The following is an 18530-nucleotide window of genomic DNA, read 5'->3' on the forward strand; positions in this document are numbered from 1 at the left end:
CTTAAGGTCTTGATTCCTGGTTGCTTTTCAGCAAATCGCGAATTTCGGTAAGCAGCAGCTCTTCTTTGCTAGGCTCTGCGGGCTTATCCGGTTCGGCCTCTTCTTTGCGTTTAAACTTGTTTAGCAATTTAATGAAGAGGAAGATGGAGAAGGCAATGATTAGAAAATCGATTACAGTTTGAATGAATGAGCCAACTTTAATCGAGGTATCGCCGACTGGGATGACAATATTCGAGAAGTCGTGTCCTCCTAATAAGATACCAATCAAAGGCATGATCAGATCCTCTACGACGGAGCTGACGATTTTACCGAAGGCACCGCCAATAATGACGGCGACCGCCAGATCCATTACGTTTCCTTTAAAAGCAAAGGTTTTGAACTCTTTCCACATAAATATCCCCCCTGACTGTAGGTCAAACTTCTTTAAGATTAATAGAGCATATCTATTTTGGCAACAAGAAAAGCTAAAGGCAAACGCTAGTGAAACTATAGGTTGACGAAAAAACAAGGCGTCTATGAAGTCTCTGGGGCAACTCGCTCTTATATGAACCATGAGGATTGTGATGGTCAATATCCAGGATGATGGTATAATGCATATTTAGTGGCTGCTTACGTTACTTAAAATTAGTTCAACTAGAAGAAGGAGTTTTGCAAAAATGTGGCTGTTATTCGCTTCACTCGCAGCGATCAGTTTTGGTCTGCGCGGAATTTTGTACCACTGGTCTTCAAAGCAGGGCATGGATCGCAATTTGATGCTGTTCGGGGTGTTTTTTACCGGTGCGATCGCTAGTTTGATAGGCAGCTTTATGTTTGGGCAGAACTGGACAGCCAGCGCGCTAACAGGTCTATTTATGGGAGCATTCTCTTTTATTGCGAATGCTTGCATGTTTCAAGGGTTCGCCGTGGGCAAACCGTCGCTCATTGCGATTTTAACCGGGCTGCCGCCCGTCGTAGTCGTTACTCTTGCCTATGTGCTATGGGGTGAAACGCTATCCCTGGGGCAGTTGGCCGCTTTCATCTTTATTATTGCGGGCATATTGACGGTAAGATATTCCAACGACCTCCGAATCGGTAATCTTCAGGGGGCGCAATGGGGATTGCTGGCGATGGTATTTTTCGGCTTAAACGATATGGCTGGGAAAATGTCTACGCGCTTGGAAGCAGAGCTGTTCCCGACTCTATTTTACATGTTCACTATCGGTTCCCTCTGTTTTGCGACTTGGTGGTTAATTGATAAAAATAACAAGCGCAAAGCGAGGCTTAAAGGTACATATGCTCCGCCTGCGGAACAGGGTAAATGGAATGAAAAACGTACTTTTTTCAGCGGCATGGCAATTGGGTTGACGAATTTTTTCGGGATGATCCTCATCATAACGGCCTTCAAATTTGGAATTACGGGCCTAGTATCCGCCGTAGTAGCTATGAATGTCTTACTGATTCTTCTATATACCCGCGTATTCGTAAAAGAGAAGTTTAGAAGGCTTGAAGTGATCGGCATGTTCATATGCATCATTGGAATGATTGCTCTGCGAATCTTTTAATTTATTATATTGAAACAGATTTTAAAGCCTCGGTGATTAATGATCACCGAGGTTATTTTGTCTTCAAGTAAGAAGCCAAGAGTTCTAGTGGAATCGTTTATTTAAGATACGTTGTAATTTTTACCGAATTTCCAGAAGTGGGGATGTTTTTGATATCACTTATTTTTAAAATAATGCTAACAATCGATAACATTTTTATGTAAATTATAGTATTTAATAGAATCCTATGCTATATTATGGCTAGGGACGTTGTAATTAATTGGAAATACGCTAACAACAACCCTAATTTGACGAAGGAAGGTGGTTGCTAAAGAACCTATCATCCGTTGTTTCAGGAAATTTGTCGTATTAGAAAGGAGGGTAACGATGCTATGAGAAAAAGGTTGAAACAAAGCGTGATATTTTCATTCGTCCTCATGTTAGCGCTTACGGGAAGTTCGGCTCTTGCGTTCGGGTCAAGCGTTCAGGCGGCAGCCTCGGATTATAATTACGCCGAGGCCTTACAGAAATCGATTTATTTCTACGAAACCCAGCGCTCCGGCGAACTGCCGGATAACAATCGCGTGGAATGGCGCGGTGATTCCGGTCTTCAAGACGGTGCCGACGTTGGCCACGATTTGACGGGAGGCTGGTATGACGCCGGCGATCATGTCAAATTTGGTTTTCCGATGGCTTACACAGCGACTATGCTCGCATGGTCTGTATACGAATATCGTGAAGGCTATGAACAATCAGGGCAATTGGAGTACATTCTGGATAACATTCGTTGGGCGACGGATTATTTTATGAAAACCCATACGGCACCCAATGAATTATGGGGACAAGTAGGGAATGGCACGGCGGATCACAATTGGTGGGGCCCAGCCGAGGTCATGCCGATGCAGCGGCCTGCTTATAAAATTGACGAAAGTCACCCAGGCTCGGATCTCGCCGGAGAGACAGCCGCAGCGCTTGCAGCCGCTTCTATCATTTTTAGGGATACGGATCCGGTCTACGCGGAAGAGCTGTTGATGCATGCAAAGCAGCTCTATCAATTCGCGGATCAATATCGCGGAGTTTATTCCGACAGCATTACCGATGCTGTCCAGTATTACAAATCCTGGAGCGGTTACGCCGACGAATTAAGCTGGGGAGGCGTTTGGCTCTATCTTGCTACGGAGGACGAGAGTTATCTTAACAAAGCGATTGCTGCCAGCAACCAATGGGGAACGCTGCAGTCAGGAGGCTGGGATTATAAATGGACCCATAACTGGGATAACAAGCAATACGGCGCTCAGCTCCTTCTGGCCCGGATTACCGGGGATTCGCGATTCGTTCAATCGACCGAGCGGAATATAGAGTTCTGGACTACTGGCGTCCCGGGGACGGGAGAACGGGTCACATACACGCCAGGAGGACTTGCGCATTTGGATCAATGGGGAGCTCTTCGATACGCTGCAAATCAGGCGTTCCTTGCGTTCGTTTACTCGGATTGGGTGAGTGACCCCGTCAAGAAGTCCCGTGCACGTTCCTTCGCGGAGAATCAAATATTGTACATGTTAGGAGATAATCCGCGCAGCAGCAGCTATGTGGTCGGGTTCGGCAGCAATGCGCCAGAGCATCCTCATCACCGAACTTCCCACGGCTCTTGGGCGGATAATCAGCAGGTTCCTGCAAATCACAGGCATATTCTGTATGGCGCTCTCGTTGGCGGGCCATCCAAGACCGACGCCTACACGGATTCGATCGGAGACTATGTATCGAATGAAGTGGCGACGGATTATAATGCCGCCTTTACGGGGGCTCTCGCCAAGATGGTGCTGCTTCATGGGCAGGGGCAGCAGCCGCTTGCCAATTTTCCGGCACCGGAAGTTCGCGACGACGAAATGTTCGTAGAAGCATCCGTGAATGTGAGCGGCAGCAATTTTGTAGAGATCAGGGCGCTGCTTAATAATCGTTCCGGTTGGCCTGCCCGGGTAAGCGACAAGCTGTCCTTCAATTATTATGTGGATATTAGCGAAGCGGTCGCAGCCGGTTATGGCCCCGAGGATATTACGGTGTCCGCAGGCGGATATAACCAGGGAGCAACGGTGTCTCCGCTCAAGCCTTACGATGAAGCTAATCATGTTTATTATACAACCATTGATTTTACCGGAACTCCGATTTATCCAGGCGGACAGTCAGCACACCGGAAAGAAGTTCAGTTCAGGATTGCTGCACCGCTAAATACGAGCTTCTGGGATAACAGCAATGACTTTTCCTATCAGGGCATTGCTTTGGGTGCAGCCTCTCCCGTGAAGATGAACAATATTCCCGTTTATGACGCAGGAATCCATGTATTTGGCCAACTGCCTGCCGGAGGCGGCGAGCCATCACTGCCAGCCGCGCCAAAGGGAATCAAGGCAATCGCTGGGGATCGCCGGGTTGAGCTGTCCTGGAATGCCGCTGGCGGAGCTAGTGAATATGTGGTTAAGCGATCAACAACAGATGGAGGGCCGTATACGGTAGTTGCTGAAACAACTGGAACGACGTATACCGATCTTGGCGTGGTCAACGGGACGACTTATTATTATGTCGTCGTTGCCAGAAACGCTGTCGGAGACAGTCCTAACTCTCAGCAAGCAAGCGCAAAGCCTGCAGAAGAGACAATACCGGCCGAAGATGGTTTGAAGCTGCAGTACCGCACGAATGATACGAATCCGGGAGATAATCAGTTCCGTCCGCATTTTCGCATTGTTAATACAGGGACGGCGAGCGTAGACCTTAGCGACGTGAAGATCCGTTATTATTATACGATCGATGGGGATAAGCCTCAGGAATTCCATTGCGATTATGCCGTCGTAGGCAGCGGCAATGTAAGCGGCAGGTTCGTGAAATTAGATGCTGCGGCAATCGGGGCGGATTATTATCTGGAAATCTCATTCGGGACAGGGGCAGGAAGCCTGGCTCCTGGAGCAGACAGCGGCGAAATTCAGGTCAGAGTCAATAAAACGGACTGGTCCAATTATAACGAATCGGATGACTATTCTTACAGCGGAACACAAATCAATTTTGCGGACTGGGACAAAGCGACTTTGCATTTAGGAAATAACCTTGTATGGGGTAGTGAACCTTAAAATTTGGTATAGAGAGGATGAAAATAATGAAATGGTCTGCTTTTAAGAAACCGGTGTCGATCTTAATGAGTGCAGCATTGTCACTTTCTATCGTATCAGGCATATTTACTGTCCATTCAAGCAAGGCCCTCGCAGCACCGTCGGCCGAGGAAACTCGGTTCCTGCAACTGTATCAACAGCTTAAAAATCCGACAAACGGCTACTTCTCGCCTGAAGGAATTCCTTACCATTCCATTGAAACGTTGATGAGCGAAGCACCGGACTACGGCCATATGACGACTTCGGAAGCCTACAGCTACTGGCTGTGGCTGGAGGTGCTGTACGGCCATTACACCGGAGACTGGAGCAAGCTGGAAGACGCTTGGGATAATATGGAGAAGTACATCATTCCCGTAAATGAAGGCGACGGCCAGGAAGAGCAGCCGACGATGAACTACTACGATCCGAATAGCCCGGCAACTTATGCGGCCGAGTATACCCAGCCGGATCAATATCCGAGCCAATTAAGCGGGCAGTATGCGGCTGGAAGAGACCCGCTGGACGCCGAGCTGAAAGCAACGTATGGCAATAACCAGACGTATTTGATGCATTGGCTCTTGGATGTCGACAATTGGTACGGGTTTGGCAATTTGCTTAATCCTAGCCACACGGCAACCTATGTGAACACGTTCCAGCGGGGCGAGCAGGAATCGGTATGGGAAGCCGTGCCGCATCCGTCGCAAGACAATAAAACGTTTGGTAAAGCCGGAGAGGGCTTCATGACTCTGTTCACCAAAGAAAGCAATGCCCCAGCCGAGCAATGGCGTTATACGAATGCGACCGATGCGGATGCACGGGCCATTCAAGCCATGTACTGGGCTAAAGAGCTGGGATATAACAATTCCGTATATATGGAAAAGGCCAAAAAAATGGGGGATTACCTGCGTTACGGCATGTACGATAAATACTTTCAAAAGATTGGAAGCGCTTCAAGCGGGACGCCGACTGCCGGCACAGGCAAAGATGCCAGCCACTATCTGATGGCTTGGTATACCTCTTGGGGCGGCGGCCTGGGGCAGTCCGGCAACTGGGCTTGGCGGATTGGAGCGAGCCACGCTCATCAAGGGTATCAGAACGTCGTAGCGGCATACGCCCTTTCTGATTCCAATGGCGGCCTTGTTCCGAATTCCCCAACAGCAGGCCAGGATTGGACGACTTCGCTGAAGCGTCAATTGGAGTTCTACACTTGGCTTCAATCGGCTGAAGGGGCGATTGCCGGCGGAGCGACGAACAGCTGGGATGGCGCGTATAAGGCCTATCCAGCGGGCAAGAGTACCTTCTACGATATGGCGTATGATGATGCACCGGTCTACCATGACCCGCCATCCAACAACTGGTTCGGCATGCAGGCTTGGCCGGTAGAGCGGATCGCCGAGCTTTATTACATTCTCGCTTCTAACGGGGATACCAGCTCGGAGAACTTCCAGATGGCGAAGCAGGTCGTACAGAACTGGGTCGACTGGTCGATGGATTATGCCTTTGCCGACAGTCGTCCTGTAACAGATTCTGAGGGATATTATTTGGATAATCAAGGAAATCGGGTGCTTGGCGGCAACAATCCGACGATTGCGACGGTTCCAGCGCCTGGCGAATTCTGGATTCCGAGCAACCTGGAATGGTCTGGCCAGCCGACAACCTGGAACGGCTACAGCAACTATGACGGCAATCCTAATTTGCGCGTTGTTACCAAGAATCCGGGGCAGGATGCTGGCGTGCTTGGCAGCTATATCAAAGCGCTGACCTTCTTTGCGGCAGGAACCAAAGCGGAGAATGGCAGCTACACGGCGCTCGGCAGCCAAGCTGAGCAATTGGCTAAAGCATTGCTCGACGCTGCATGGGGCTATAATGACGGTATCGGCATTACTACTGTAGAGCCCCGCGAGGATTACTATCGTTACTTCGCCAAGGAAATTTATTTCCCTAACGGCTGGACAGGCTTGTTCGGTCAGGGCAATACCATTCCTGGATCGTCCACCGTGCCTTCCGACCCGGCCAAAGGCGGCAACGGCGTCTACGCCAGCTATGCCGATGTGCGTCCAGAAATAAAGAATGACCCGCAGTGGCAATATTTGGAGAACAAGTATAACAGTTCTTGGGATCCGCAAACGAAAAAATGGACAAACGGAGCTCCTGAGTTCACCTACCATCGTTTCTGGTCCCAAGTCGATATGGCAACGGCTTATGCTGAATACGACCGCCTGATCAACAGCGATCAAGGCGGGCCGGTTGAGCCGGTAGCGCCAAAAGCTCCATCGAAACCGAATGCGGTCGCTGGCGATGCTGTAGTTAATCTGTCCTGGAACAATGTGAGCGGGGCGGACAGCTATACGGTGAAACGGGCAACGACAAGCGGCGGTCCATATACCACATTAGGTACGACTGCTCAAGCTTCCTACATCGATTCAAACGTAGTCAATGATACGACTTATTACTACGTAGTAAGTGCGTCTAATAGCGTGGGGGAGAGCCCTGACTCTCCAGAGGCAAGTGCGCAGCCCACGGCCATTCCAACGCCGGTGGAAGGCGATTTGACGCTGGAATATCGTACGAACGACACGAATCCGGGAGACAATCAGTTCCGGCCGCATTTCCGCATTGTGAACAATGGGGATACGGCAGTATCGCTAAGCGATGTGAAAATTCGCTATTACTATACCGTGGATGGCGATAAGCCGCAGGAGTTCCATTGCGATTACGCCGTCGTAGGCAGCGGCAATGTAAGCGGAACCTTTGTCAAGCTGGACTCGGCCAAGACGGGAGCCGATTATTATTTGGAAATTTCCTTCGGTTCCGGTGCAGGCAGCTTGGCGCCAGGAGCCAGCAGCGGGGAGATTCAAATTCGCGTGAACAAGACGGATTGGTCTAATTTCAACGAAGCGGACGATTATTCATATGATGCGACCAAGACCAACTTTGCCAGCTGGGAGAAGGCGCCTCTGTATTTAAGCGGAAATTTGGTATGGGGGATTGAGCCTTAAAGCCCTGAAGTCCTAAAGCAATAGTCGAGCGCCCAATTTGCCGTATCGTGGCAGATTGGGCGCTTTTCAAATCGCATAATATTATGCTTGGGCAGTCACTTCATACTCTGATTGTGATAAAATTCAAATGAAGAAACAGGAGGCTGATGCATGGTTATGACATTTATTCGCAAGCTGTTTGTTTTTGCATGGCTCCAAGCGTTATCCTGCATATTTCCGCTTATCATTTTCGGAGCCCTCGCCCTGACGAAAGTGGCCGAGCTGCCGATCCTGCCGAGATATGATTGGATATTGCTGATTTGCTTGCTGGCTCAGGCAGGGATGATCATCAGCAAGCTGGAGACGCTCGATGAGCTAAAGGTGATTTGCATGTTTCATGTGATTGGACTGGGCCTCGAGATATTTAAAGTCCACATGGGCTCGTGGTCTTATCCAGAGGCGGCCTGGAGCAAAGTGTTCGGCGTCCCGCTGTACAGCGGATTCATGTATGCCAGCGTAGCCAGCTATATATGCCAAGCATGGAGACGACTGCAGCTGCAGATCACGGGCTGGCCCAAATCGGTTTATGCGGTTGCTATCAGTACGGCAATCTATCTCAACTTTTTCACGCATCATATTATCGGCGATTTTCGCTGGGTGCTCATGCTTCTCTTAATTGTCGTATTTCTACGCTGCACGGTTTATTTCACGTTAGAGGAGCGCACCTTCCGAATGCCGCTGCTGCTGTCTTTTCTGCTCATTGGCTTCTTTATTTGGATTGCCGAGAATGTCACGACTTTCCTTGGGGCCTGGAAATACCCGAATCAGGAAGAGGTTTGGCGTCTCGTTCATATCGGAAAAATCAGCTCGTGGTTTTTGCTCGTTGTAATCAGCATTATTATTGTCGCCCAGCTGAAGCATGTTAAATTGGGGAATACAGCTGACCCGCAAGGTTTGCCAAGGAAAAAATGGGAGAGTCGGACATGAACAAATCAAAGGGAATTTTCTATTACATGGTATGGATGATCGGTCTCTGCTTGCTCGTTTACTATCGCAGCCGTTTCTTCGCCATGATGGAGCATCAGTGGGCGATTCATTTCGAGACGGTCAATTTGCTATTAGCCAATATGATATACGGCTTCGTATTCGGATTGTACTTAAGTCTGCTTAACGGATGGCCAGCCCGGAGGAAAATGAACAAACCGCTGTTTTTCGCCGTGTTTCTTCCGTGCTTTTTGATTCTGATTTATCCGATTGCCTCTTCATATATAAAGATTATTGCGCTTTCCGAATACTATCACTTAATACAAGAGCGGGAGCTTTTCTTTTTTGGTCTGATGAGCGGATACACTCTGATGAAGAGTTTTTTTACGACCCGCTAATGAAAAAAGGAGGCTGGACAAGTCATGTCATTCGCTGATCTAGTCATTTTAATTACCGGGGCCGCACAGGGAATCGGCCGAGGAATCGCAGAGGCTTATGCTGAGCGGGGGGCCGTGGTTCTTCTTGCCGACCTGCAGTCCCAAGCTGGCAAGCAGGCCGCAGAAGAGATCCGGCAGGCCGGAGGGAAGGCGGAGTTCATCCCCTGCGATGTCCGCAGCGAGCGGGAAATATCCGAAATGGTGGAGCGGATCGAACGTACATATGGAAGAATCGATATCGTTATAAACAATGCAGGGGTATCCCGGTTTAAATCGCCATTCGAGCTGTCGGTGGAGGAATGGGATGACGTGCTGAACACCAATGTGCGCAGCTGCTTTCTGATCACCCGGGAAGCGGCGAAATCGATGAAAAAGCACGGCGGCGGCTCCGTCGTGAATATTTCCTCGACGAGAGCTATCATGTCCGAGCCGAATTCCGAAGCGTATGCGGCATCGAAAGGAGCTATCGTGTCGCTTAGCCACGCGATGGCCGTATCGCTAGGTCCAGAGGGAATACGGGTGAATTGTGTGAGCCCGGGATGGATTGAGACTGGCGACTATGATGAGCTTCGCGAGCTCGATCATGCCCAGCATCCGTCAGGAAGGGTGGGCAGGCCAGAGGATATCGCCCGGGCCTGCTTGTATTTAACGCATCCGGACAACAGCTTCGTCACCGGAACGCATCTCGTTGTGGATGGCGGAATGACGCGGAAAATGATCTATGAAGAATAAGTGAGAGTTCCTCCTGTAACGACTACGGCTGCGCTTATAGAAAAATGTCTAGAAGCATCCCGCCGGCTGCACCTGCGATAACCACGCACCAGGGAGGGAGCTTCCAGAACTGGAGCATGGCGAACAAGCACAGCACCAGCACAAAATCATAAGCATTGAATACCGCGCCTGTCCAAATAGGATCGTATAATGCGGCCAGCAATATCCCCACTACAGCAGCATGGATGCCCTTAAGCGCTCTCTGAACGGCTAGATTGCTGCGCAGCCGATCCCAAAGAGGAAGTACGCCAGCTACGAGCAGGAATGCCGGCAGGAAAATAGCTATTGTCGCTACGATCAAGCCGGGCATCCCGCCATAAATCGCACCTAAATATGAAGCAAACGTAAATAGCGGCCCGGGAACAGCTTGGGCAGCGCCGTATCCGGCGATAAAATCGGACATACTGATCCAGCCGCGCGGGACGACTTCCTCTTGGAGCAGCGGGAGCACGACATGTCCTCCGCCGAAAACCAAAGAGCCAGCCCGGTAGAAGCTGTCAATCAGGGAGAGCCATCCGCCGTTTGACCATTGCCCGAGCAAGGGGAGGAGCAGGAGCAGAGCGAAATAGAGCCCTAGATAAACTATAGCCTGCCTGTGCCTAGGATTATTCTGGCTATATGCCAACGGATCAGCCTGATCCGTGTCTTCGGCCGTCTCTTGGCGATACATGAAAAGCCCCAGCAGCGCGGCTGCCACGATAACAATAGCTTGGCTGACCGTGCTCGGCCACAGCAGAGTCACGGAGGCAGCTCCTATGGCCATCGCCGCTTTGCTCCGGGTGGAGGCGAGCTTTGTTCCCATGCTCCATACAGCCTGGGCGACAATGGCGACGGCAGTCAGTTTCAAGCCGTGCAGCCAGGAAGCCTCGCCGATATTCATCCACTGCATCATCATAGCGAAGAGCCCCAATAAGAGCGCAGAAGGCAGCGTAAATCCGATCCAGGCTGCCAGTGCACCTAAGACTCCTCCGCAGCGCAGGCCGATGCCGATCCCGACCTGGCTGCTGGCCGGCCCAGGCAGGAACTGGCATAAAGCGACGAGGTCGGCGTACGCTTTAGCCCCGATCCATTTGCGGCGGGTGACATACTCCTGGTGGAAATAGCCAAGGTGCGCGGCAGGCCCGCCGAAGGAGGTCAGTCCCAGCTTCAAAGAAGCTGCAAAAATATCATAAACAGAGATATCCAATGGAGTATTGGCGGTTGCTTCTCGCGCCATAGTTTTTTTAATCATGTTATTGTTGATTCCTTCCGCATGTCTTTTTTTCCGAAATCATTGTTCATGCTCCTGCTCCTGTAGCTTACATTACCATCAATGTATTAACAGAACGTAAACTATAAGGATTCCCCCGCCCAGCCGGGTCTGTTTATTTGCCGGATAAAAAGAGATATACTTGAATCATGTTTATTTAAAGGGGGAAGTCATCGAAATGCAGGAAATTGCCGGCTACAAGTCCATCGCGCTCGATATTGCCCAGCGCATCGTCAGCGGGGAGTTAGCTGTTGAGAGCAAAATATCGGGGCGCTCATTGTTGGCGGCTCAATATCATGTATCCCCGGAAACGATTCGCAAAGCGATTGGATTATTAAAGGACGAGGGGATTGTCTCTGTCTCGCAGGGCAAGGGAATCGTCGTCATTTCGGATCAAAAAGCCCAAGATTATCTGGCTAACAGCAATTATTTGAAATCGGCCTACTCCTTGAAGCGGGATCTTGAGCTTCTGATGGCGGAGAAAAAAGAAGTGGATCGCCGATTTGAAGTGCTGCTGAATAAAATTACGAAGGCCTCTGACCGGCTGCAGAATCTGACTCCTTATAACCCGATGGAGATTCAAATCAATGAGGAATCCCATGCGGTAGGAAAGACGATCGGCAATCTGCAATTTTGGCAAAATACAGGGGCTACGGTAATCGCGCTGCGCCGAGGCACGAGAGTTTCCATCTCTCCAGGGCCTCATGTAATTTTAAGAGAAAATGATAGTCTTGTATTTGTCGGTGATCCGAAAATTTATGAAAAAACCGACCGATTTGTGAATCAAACTATACAATAATACATACTGTAAAAGAGGTTGTCATTCCGGCAGTTTTGCCGGGACAGCCTCTTTTTTTCTGTGCGAACACCATTTTTTAACATACAACTTATTAAATTATATAAGGTTGTCAGTTGTCGCTAGTTTTGTTATAGTAATACCTATTGGCGCTTCGGGTCAGTAAGAAAATATCGTTTTTGCTGATCGAAATGATGCAGAGGGGATCAGAGATAATTGAACTTCAAAGCGCAAAGGAGGCTAGAAATGCTGAAATTTGAACAGGTAAGCAAGACATATACGAACGGCTATCAAGCGGTAAAAAATATCAGCTTCGAGGTTGGAGCGGGTGAAATTCTTGTGCTGATCGGCCCCAGCGGCTGCGGTAAGACGACCTCCATGAAGATGATCAATCGTCTAGTTCCACACACGTCAGGGAAAATTTATGTGCAAGGAAAGGATATTACGCAAGAAAACCCCGTAACTCTTCGCAAAAACATCGGTTATGTCATTCAGCAAATCGGATTATTCCCTCACTATACGATCGAAGACAACGTCGGTTTAATTCCCGAATTAAAAGGGTGGAGCGCAAAGAAGAAGAAGGACAGGGTCAATGAGATGCTCCGCATGGTTGGACTCGACCCTGCGATCTTTGCCAAGCGCTACCCCAAGCAGCTGTCAGGCGGCCAGCAGCAGCGGGTTGGCGTGGCAAGGGCATTGGCGGCAGATCCGGATATTATTTTGATGGATGAGCCGTTCGGGGCCCTCGATCCGATTACCCGGGAACAGCTGCAGGATGAGCTGCTGAGACTTCAGCAGGAAGTAAAGAAGACGATCGTATTCGTAACGCACGATATGGAAGAAGCACTGAAGCTAGGCGACAAGATCGCCATTTTGAGGGACGGTGAGCTAGTGCAGATCGATACGCCAGATCAAATCCTGAGTCATCCAGCCAATGAGTTCGTGGAAGGCTTCGTAGGGAAAAATCGGCTGTATCAAAATCCCGAGTATATCCCGATTACAGAGGTTATGCGGAATAATCCGTCGACTACTCTACCCGGCCGTAGTCCGAGCAGAGCCATTACCTTCATGCGGCAAAGAAAGACTGACACTCTGCTTGTAGGCGATGAGTCGGGCAAGCTGTTAGGCATCGTGTCAGCCTATGATGTATCCGCCCAAATGGATAACATCGCGACAATTCAGGAGATTATGCACGCTCCTGAAGTCGTGCTCCAGGATACAGCAACGGCAAGGGACGCTCTTGCTCTCATCAACGAAGCGCCATTTGGCATTATTCCGGTAGTGACGGAGGCTGGGAAAATTACGGGCATCGTCACGAGAAGCAGCCTGTTAACGGCATTTGCTGCTCAATGGGTAGGAGTTGAGGGGGAAGCATGAGAGATAAATCGTTATGGGAACAATTGATCCACCAGTTCGATATGCGAAAGGGCGAGCTGGTACAGTCGTTATGGGTACACATCGAACTTGTGTTTTTATCCATGTTGTTAGCTATTATTGTTGGAGTTTCTTTAGGAATCATGATTACGCGAGTCAAGTCTCTAAAAGGCATCACCCTAGGCACGGCGGGAATCCTACAGACGATCCCAAGCTTGGCGATGCTCGGATTTATGATCCCGCTGTTTGGCATCGGGATGAAGACTGCGGTGGCAGCCTTATTCCTCTATTCGCTCTTGCCTATCATTCGCAATACGTACGCAGGTATTACTGATGTAGATAAGTCGATTGTGGAGGCGGCGCGCGGAATGGGCATGAAGCAATGGCAAATTCTGTTCCGGGTTCAGCTACCGCTGGCCTTGAATGTCATTATGGCGGGTATTCGCACTGCTGCGGTCATCAATGTGGGGACAGCTACGCTTGCCTCCTTTATCGGAGCAGGAGGACTGGGAGAATATATTTTTCTCGGCATCCAGCGCAACATTGAGGCACTGACCTTGATGGGAGCGATCCCGGCGGCCATTCTCGCATTAGTGATGGATTATTTGCTCGGCTTATTGGAGAAAGCGACGACGCCAAAAGGATTAAAGGTATAGGTCGGGTTCTTGATTTCGAAAGTATTCTAAATGGAGGTTCAAGGATCAAATGAAAATGATGATAATGACTAAAAGCAAAAAGACGATGGCAGGCCTGCTGGTGCTTATATTAGGTACAATGCTGCTGCTAAGCGCATGTGGAGGCGGAGCGAACAAGGAGAGCAGTGCTGACGGTGCGGGAGAAATTACTGTTGGTTCAAAGAATTTTACAGAGAATATGCTGCTCGCATTGATGATGGCGGAGTTGATTGAAGCCAAAACTGACATTAAAGTAAAACGGCAAGTGAACCTGGGTGGCTCTAACGTGGCCTGGAGCGCACTAAAGAACGATGAAATTCAGCTTTATCCCGAATATACGGGAACTATCGTTGCCAACTATTATCAAGAAGAGACCGGAAATTCCGCAGAATCCCTTGCCAAGACGAGAGAGCTGCTGACCGAGGATGAGCTGGTTTTCATGGAGCCGTTCGGCATTAACAATACGTATACTTTGGCGGTGACCCGAGAGACGGCAGAGCAGCACAATCTCAAAACATTCAGCGATTTAGCTAAAGTGTCGGAAGATATGATTCTTGGCGTCGAGTTTGAATTTCTCGATCGGGACGACGGCTTCCCGGGAATCCAGAAGCTGTACGGCATGAATTTCAAGCAGCAAAAAGGGATGGATCACGGCATTATGTACCAGTCGATCGCGAACGGAGAGACAGACGTAACGAACGCCTATGCTACGGATGCGCAAATCAAAGTGCATGATTTAGTCATCTTGCAGGATGATAAAGAATTTTTCCCGCCGTATGATGCAGGCCCGATTATCCGTCAAGCTACCTTGGAGAAGTACCCGGAATTAGAAGAAGTGTTAAATCAGATGAGCGGCTTGATCAGTGATGAAGAAATGCAGAAGCTGAATGCCGACGTTGATGTGGAAGGATTGAAGGAAGAAGAGGTCGCCCGTCAATTTCTCATTGAAAAAGGATTGATAGAAGGCTAGTATAGTATTAAATATGCAAGCGGACGCGGATGGGAGTAATCATGAGACCGATTTGAACTGAACTATAAGCTTTTTATTAACTTATGAATTAATTATTTCAATTGAATACGGGGGCTTAACAGTTCATGTTCAAGAAGTCTTTTTATTACTTATGGGGCTCTCAGACGCTATCGAATACGGTAGATGTTTTCTACTTGGTCGCTTTGATGACATTTGTGCTGAGCCGCACCAATTCAATAGTATTTGCGACTATGGTTCCATTCATTCGAGTGACAGCTCAATTGCTGAGTGGCTTTCTTGCACCGCTAATGGTTGTAAAATATAGACTGCCCTTTCTGCTGACGATATCGCAGAGCGGGCAGTTTCTCTTGTTTAGTTTGTTGGCATTGTATTTGTCTCCTTGGAATGAGGGACAAAGCTTCCTGTTCATCTATGGAATTATAGCTTGCATTTCTTTTCTGGACGGATGGACGACTCCAGCACGAAATGCACTTGTCCCGCGACTTGTATCTGACGATGTGCTGATGAAGGCCAACGGAATGGTGGCGACGACCGATCAGGTCGTTCAATTTGCGGGCTGGGCTTTAAGCGGCTTGATGGTTGCGAAGCTTGGAGCATATCCAGTCTTGATTATAGTAGCTTGCGGCTATGGGCTGGCGATGCTCGCTACATTCCGGATCGAGGATCCGTTAGAGCCGCAGCGCCGCAGCTTATGGGACTGGCGTACCACTGCCGGACAAGGTTCGGCGTCTAATGGGCGGGGGGCCTTAAGCGATGAGACCAAGCTGCCTTCCCGCTGGGACACGCTTAAAGAAGGCTGGGTGCTTGTGTGGAAATCGCCAAGGCTGCGGGCCTTAACGGTGATGGACGTGACGGATATGCTTGGCGGTTCCGTATGGGCCGGGGCATTTATGCTCGTATTCGTCAAAGAGATTTTGCTGAAGGATGAGCAGTGGTGGGGGTATATCAATGCGAGCTATTTTGCCGGAGCTGTCCTTGGCGGGCTGCTTGTCGTGGCATTTGTGGAACGCTTGGAGAAAAGAATTTTTGCAGCAATGCTGTCAGGAATGCTCGGCTATGCGATCGCAACGACCATGTTTGCGATAAATTCCTATGCTCCGCTCGCGCTGCTGCTCGTCTTGTTCACAGGCCCTCTTACGGAACTGACCGCGGTATCCCGCCGGACGCTCATTCAACGAAGCGCGAAGAAGGAGCAGCTGCCTCAAATATTTTCCGCGCAGGCCACGCTGCTGAACACGGTGTTTGGCATATCGCTGCTTGTGATGAGCGGTGTTGCCGAATGGCTCGGCATCGTCAATATGTACCTGTTTGCTGCTGGAATTACGGTTATAGCGATGTGTATGGGAATATTAAATCGGGGAGCTTTTCGCGAGGATAGCTGGCGCGAGGAGATCAATAAATAATTTGATGGACAGGGCCTTTATGGCTTCTGTTTAAGGGGTAGAGGCTGTCGATACTTTTTCGACAGCCTCGTTTTTTTGGGGTATAACAACTTATCCAGCTATTGCTTCACATTCAGGGCAGCGTTTTCACCTGCAATACGACCAGAATTCCAAGCAAATCCAGTGGCCAGACCTTCAAAGGTAGGATAGCTTGTAATATTGCCATAGAATCCAGCAGCATTATTGCCTACAACGTACAAGCCGGGAATTGGTTTAAGATTTTCATCAGTTGCTTGCAATTTTTCGTTAACGCGTACGCCGCCTAATGTACCCAGGTTGCTGATTTGCATTTTGACCGCATAGAACGGACCTTCATTTACTTCATAAACCAAGCTTTGTTCGCTTTTGCCAAATGGATCCTTCTTGGTTTTTACGGCTTCATTGTATTCTTCTACATTGGAAATGAGACGGGCAGGCTCCATGTCCAAGTTTTTAGCCAATTCTTCTAGAGTATCCGCTTTCGTGATAATTCCTTGCTTCACGCCTTCTTCTGCCAGTGCAACGAAGTCACCTGGTTCCATGTTGGGGCCGCCAACCGCCGTATCCATCGTTAATGATTTGCCGTCTGTATAGCTTTTCAGTGTATTGGTATCTACGAGGATATAGTAGACGCCGCCTACAGAATAACCTGCATTAGATGTTTCAGCTGTATCCCAAACAAGCTCTTCATTTGCGTAACGGTTACCCGATTGGTCGATCCACATTAACGGAGAACGAGTAATTCGGTTGAAAGGACTACTGGATAAGTTAATTTCACCAGGTGTTTTTGCAGCAACCATACCGCTGCCATGCAGCAAGGAGGAAGCTGTATCCCATTTAGCCGCACCAGCATCCCATGCCATTTGGACACCGGATCCATTCTCGCCCCATCCTCCTAAATAAGGTGTATTGTAGTACTCTTTCATCATTTCGGAGTTGCCTGCAAAACCCCCAGTAGCCAAAATAACGGATTTCGCATGAACCGTTAGTGTGCTGCCATCTTTTTTCGTTGCAATAATACCGTTCACTACACCTTTGTCATCCTGAAGTAATTTGGTGGCAGTCGTTTCATAGCGCAAATCAAGACCAGCATTTTTCAGGTTTTTATGCACAACGTCGGTTACTGCAATTTCAGTTGGTTCGTAGCTAAACAGATCGAACCAGTGGTATATCTTCCATTTCATATCATTATCCATATGGGAGATTTGAGGTGTTTCTCGATTCACGTGGAATGTAACGCCCCATTTTTCCATCCATTTAATGGTGTCTCCGGATTTATAAATAATAGCTTTAGTTAAAGGTGCATAGTTGATAAAGTGGGCATATTCATTAAGTTGTTGCAGCAAATCATCTTTTTTTAATTTAGAATATTCAGGGCCTGCTTCCATTTGAAGATGAGACTCCACTGCAAATGGTCCGCCAGCGAAGAATTTGCTAATTCCACCTACATTATTGGTCTTTTCGACCATAAGTACTTTAGCGCCGCCATCGATTGCAGCAGCGGCAGCGGCTGTGCCGGAAGCGCCAGCACCCACAATTGCGACGTCCACAGACACTTCTTCATTTTCTCCTTTTGCTACTTCTTCTGCTTTAATTTTGGTAACATCCACACCAGCCTGTTTTAAAGCGTCCTCTGTTGCAGCAAGGATGGCAGTGGAGGTTAAAGTTGCGCCTGAGATAACGTCACAATCCAAACGCTGACTATTTTTAATGTTTTCCACCATTTTTGGGGCAGCTTCTCCACCGATTTTTGGTGTTTCTCCATCCGCCTTTGCGATGAGTTCAGTGATTTTTCCGGTTTCGTCCACAGTGACTTCCACTTTAACATCGTCGTGGTAGCCTTTGGCAGCAGCAGTATACGTCCCAGCAGTTATGCCTTGATTGCTAACGGTCGGGAGCTCCTGGTTACCGTTATTGGCTGCATCGTTGCTGCAGCCAAATAGAGATAAAATCATTGAAACTGCTAGTAGAAAAGAGAGTGTTGCTTTAATGCCATGCCGTTTCATCTTACTCCTCCTAATATTATTCGTTATTCGAACTGTTCGTATTCCGAACAATTCATCACAAGGTTATCACACAAATCTTTATTATAATGTGAAAATATTCACACTGTAACGAATGAAAAGACAGCCATTGAACTTTGAACTGTGACCCTTTTAGTGGGCAGTTTAAAGAAAGCCTCCGCGGCTCAGGCAGCTAAA

Annotated in this window: 14 protein-coding genes; 11 read left to right on the forward strand and 3 right to left on the reverse strand. The window is 48.8% G+C overall.

Annotation, left to right across the window (positions count from 1 at the left end; all coding sequences use genetic code 11):
- Position 1 precedes the first annotated feature (1 nt).
- Positions 2–391, reverse strand: coding sequence for a large conductance mechanosensitive channel protein MscL (mscL, locus tag ACE3MQ_RS20825; protein ID WP_379396241.1), 390 nt, complete (start codon positions 389–391; stop codon positions 2–4).
- A 265-nt stretch (positions 392–656) separates the two neighbouring features.
- Here mscL and ACE3MQ_RS20830 point away from each other — a divergent pair, with 265 nt between their 5' ends.
- The 6 genes from ACE3MQ_RS20830 (at position 657) to ACE3MQ_RS20855 (ending at position 9785) form a co-directional block, all read left to right on the forward strand.
- On the forward strand, positions 657–1541 hold the full coding sequence (locus ACE3MQ_RS20830) for an EamA family transporter (protein WP_379396243.1): 885 nt from the start codon (positions 657–659) through the stop codon (positions 1539–1541).
- Between the two features lie 371 nt (positions 1542–1912).
- On the forward strand, positions 1913–4636 hold the full coding sequence (locus ACE3MQ_RS20835) for a glycoside hydrolase family 9 protein (RefSeq protein ID WP_379396245.1): 2724 nt from the start codon (positions 1913–1915) through the stop codon (positions 4634–4636).
- Between the two features lie 26 nt (positions 4637–4662).
- Positions 4663–7653 carry a glycoside hydrolase family 48 protein gene (locus ACE3MQ_RS20840; RefSeq protein ID WP_379396247.1) on the forward strand — a complete coding sequence of 997 codons (2991 nt, stop codon included), beginning with the start codon at positions 4663–4665 and terminating at the stop codon, positions 7651–7653.
- 156 nt (positions 7654–7809) lie between these two features.
- Positions 7810–8619 (forward strand): DUF817 domain-containing protein, encoded by an 810-nt coding sequence (locus tag ACE3MQ_RS20845; protein ID WP_379396296.1) that lies wholly within the window; start codon positions 7810–7812, stop codon positions 8617–8619.
- Positions 8616–9014, forward strand: coding sequence for a hypothetical protein (locus ACE3MQ_RS20850; RefSeq protein WP_379396249.1), 399 nt, complete (start codon positions 8616–8618; stop codon positions 9012–9014). The genes ACE3MQ_RS20845 and ACE3MQ_RS20850 overlap by 4 nt, the downstream gene beginning before the upstream one ends.
- 24 nt (positions 9015–9038) lie before the next feature.
- Positions 9039–9785: an SDR family NAD(P)-dependent oxidoreductase gene (locus ACE3MQ_RS20855; protein ID WP_379396251.1), complete on the forward strand. Its 747-nt coding sequence runs from the start codon at positions 9039–9041 to the stop codon at positions 9783–9785.
- 34 nt (positions 9786–9819) lie between these two features.
- Here ACE3MQ_RS20855 and ACE3MQ_RS20860 read toward each other — a convergent pair whose 3' ends face one another.
- Entirely contained in the window at positions 9820–11055 is a 1236-nt protein-coding gene (locus ACE3MQ_RS20860; RefSeq protein ID WP_379396253.1) for a chromate transporter, read from the reverse strand.
- A gap of 160 nt (positions 11056–11215) precedes the next feature.
- On the opposite strand from ACE3MQ_RS20860, the gene ACE3MQ_RS20865 reads away from it, so the two are divergent.
- The 5 genes from ACE3MQ_RS20865 (at position 11216) to ACE3MQ_RS20885 (ending at position 16311) form a co-directional block, all read left to right on the forward strand.
- Positions 11216–11872 (forward strand): GntR family transcriptional regulator, encoded by a 657-nt coding sequence (locus tag ACE3MQ_RS20865; protein WP_379396255.1) that lies wholly within the window; start codon positions 11216–11218, stop codon positions 11870–11872.
- A 243-nt stretch (positions 11873–12115) separates the two neighbouring features.
- Positions 12116–13246, forward strand: a complete 1131-nt coding sequence (locus ACE3MQ_RS20870) for an ABC transporter ATP-binding protein (RefSeq protein WP_379396257.1) — start codon at positions 12116–12118, stop codon at positions 13244–13246.
- Positions 13243–13899 carry an ABC transporter permease gene (locus tag ACE3MQ_RS20875; RefSeq protein WP_379396259.1) on the forward strand — a complete coding sequence of 219 codons (657 nt, stop codon included), beginning with the start codon at positions 13243–13245 and terminating at the stop codon, positions 13897–13899. Before ACE3MQ_RS20870 ends, ACE3MQ_RS20875 begins: the two co-directional genes overlap by 4 nt.
- Positions 13900–13948: 49 nt before the next feature.
- Entirely contained in the window at positions 13949–14887 is a 939-nt protein-coding gene (locus ACE3MQ_RS20880) for a glycine betaine ABC transporter substrate-binding protein (RefSeq protein ID WP_379396260.1), read from the forward strand.
- Positions 14888–15012: 125 nt separating this feature from the next.
- Complete coding sequence (locus ACE3MQ_RS20885) at positions 15013–16311, forward strand: MFS transporter (RefSeq protein ID WP_379396261.1); 1299 nt, start codon at positions 15013–15015, stop codon at positions 16309–16311.
- Between the two features lie 98 nt (positions 16312–16409).
- Here ACE3MQ_RS20885 and ACE3MQ_RS20890 read toward each other — a convergent pair whose 3' ends face one another.
- Complete coding sequence (locus ACE3MQ_RS20890) at positions 16410–18335, reverse strand: FAD-dependent oxidoreductase (protein ID WP_379396263.1); 1926 nt, start codon at positions 18333–18335, stop codon at positions 16410–16412.
- Positions 18336–18530 lie beyond the last annotated feature (195 nt).

Origin of the sequence: Paenibacillus lentus (assembly GCF_042714055.1) — a bacterium.
GTDB classification, from domain to species: Bacteria; Bacillota; Bacilli; order Paenibacillales; family Paenibacillaceae; genus Fontibacillus; species Fontibacillus lentus_A.